At 67.6% G+C, this 1422-nt stretch carries 1 protein-coding gene; it reads left to right on the top strand.

Annotated features, from left to right (window positions below; all coding sequences use genetic code 11):
* Window positions 1–1422 (top strand): hemagglutinin repeat-containing protein (locus tag AC1DGW_RS16805; RefSeq protein ID WP_478025187.1); only part of this gene is annotated, 1422 nt, incomplete at both ends.

Raw genomic sequence — 1422 nt, 5'->3', positions numbered from 1 at the left:
TCGACGAGCAGCGCAAGAAGAAGGGGCTGTTCTCCAGCAAGACCACCACCACCCATGACGAGTGGCACGAAAGCCTGGCTGTCGGCACCACGCTCAGCGGCGAGAGCGTGCAGATCGCCGCCGGCCGCGACCTCACCGCGCAGGGCGCGCAGATCGCCGGCACCGGCGACGTACTGTTGGCCGCCGGCCGCGACCTGACGCTGACGACGGCCGAGAACACCTACTCCGAATCGCACGACAAGACGGTCAAGAAGTCGGGGTTGTTCTCTGGCGGTGGCATTGGTTTCACCATCGGCAAGCAGCGGGCCGATACCACGGCCGACATCACCGACATCACCCACACCGGCACGCTGGTGGGCTCGACCTCCGGCCGCATGGACATCGTGGCCGGACGCGACGTGGGCATCACCGGCAGCGACGTGCTGAGCCAGGCGGGCATCGGCATCGTGGGCCAGAACGTGACGATCGAAGCGGCGCAGGACAGCAGCCACACCGTCGAGACGCAGAAGTTCCGGCAGTCGGGCATCAACGTCAGCCTGAAGGGCGGAGCGGTGGACACCGCCATGGCGGTAAAGAACAGCGTGGACCGTGCCGGACAGGTGCAGGACGACCGGTTGGCGGCACTGCACCTGGCGCAGGCTGGGCAGACGCTGCTCTCGGGCGGGCAAGCGGGCCTGAACAGCCTCAAGGGCGCCGGCGACCAGTTCGATGCCCTTGCCAACACCACCGACACCAAAGCCACGGGCAACAACGGCCTGAGCCTGCGTATCGGCATCGGCGCCAGCAAGAGCTCAAGCTCGGTGGAATACAACGCCACCACCGCCGCTGGCAGCCGCATCGCCAGCGAAGGCGACATAGCGATCCACGCTACCGGTGATGGCAAGGGTAACGGCGGCGACCTCACCGTCACCGGCAGCCGCATCGAAGGCGACAACGTGACGCTGGCGGCGGCCAACGACCTGGTGCTGAAGGCCCAGCAGGAAACGCGCGAGCAGGTCGAGCGCAACAAGGCCAGCAGTGGCGAGGTCGGCGTGACCCTCGGCAGCGAGGCGGGCATCGGCGTCTACGTCAGCGCCAGCGCGGCCAAGGGCAAGGGCGACGGCAGCGGCACCACCCACGCCGAAACCACGGTGGAAGCGGCCAACACCCTCACCCTGGTCAGCGGCCGCGACACCACGCTGGAAGGAGCGCAGGCCAAGGGCGAAACCGTCATAGCGGACATCGGCCGCAACCTGACGCTGACCAGCCAGCAGGACACGAACGACTACAGGCGCAAGGACCAGAGCGCGGGGATCGATGCGGCCGTCGGCACCGGCGGCGGGCAGATCAGCGCCAACTACAACCAGAGCAGGATCGACAGCACCTATACCAGCGTGAAGGAGCAGGCCGGCATCCAGGCCGGGGAAGGCGGCTTCGACAACA

The sequence above is a fragment of the Stenotrophomonas sp. 05N423 genome, assembly GCF_056397145.1.
This window is presented reverse-complemented; position numbering and strand designations above follow the sequence as displayed.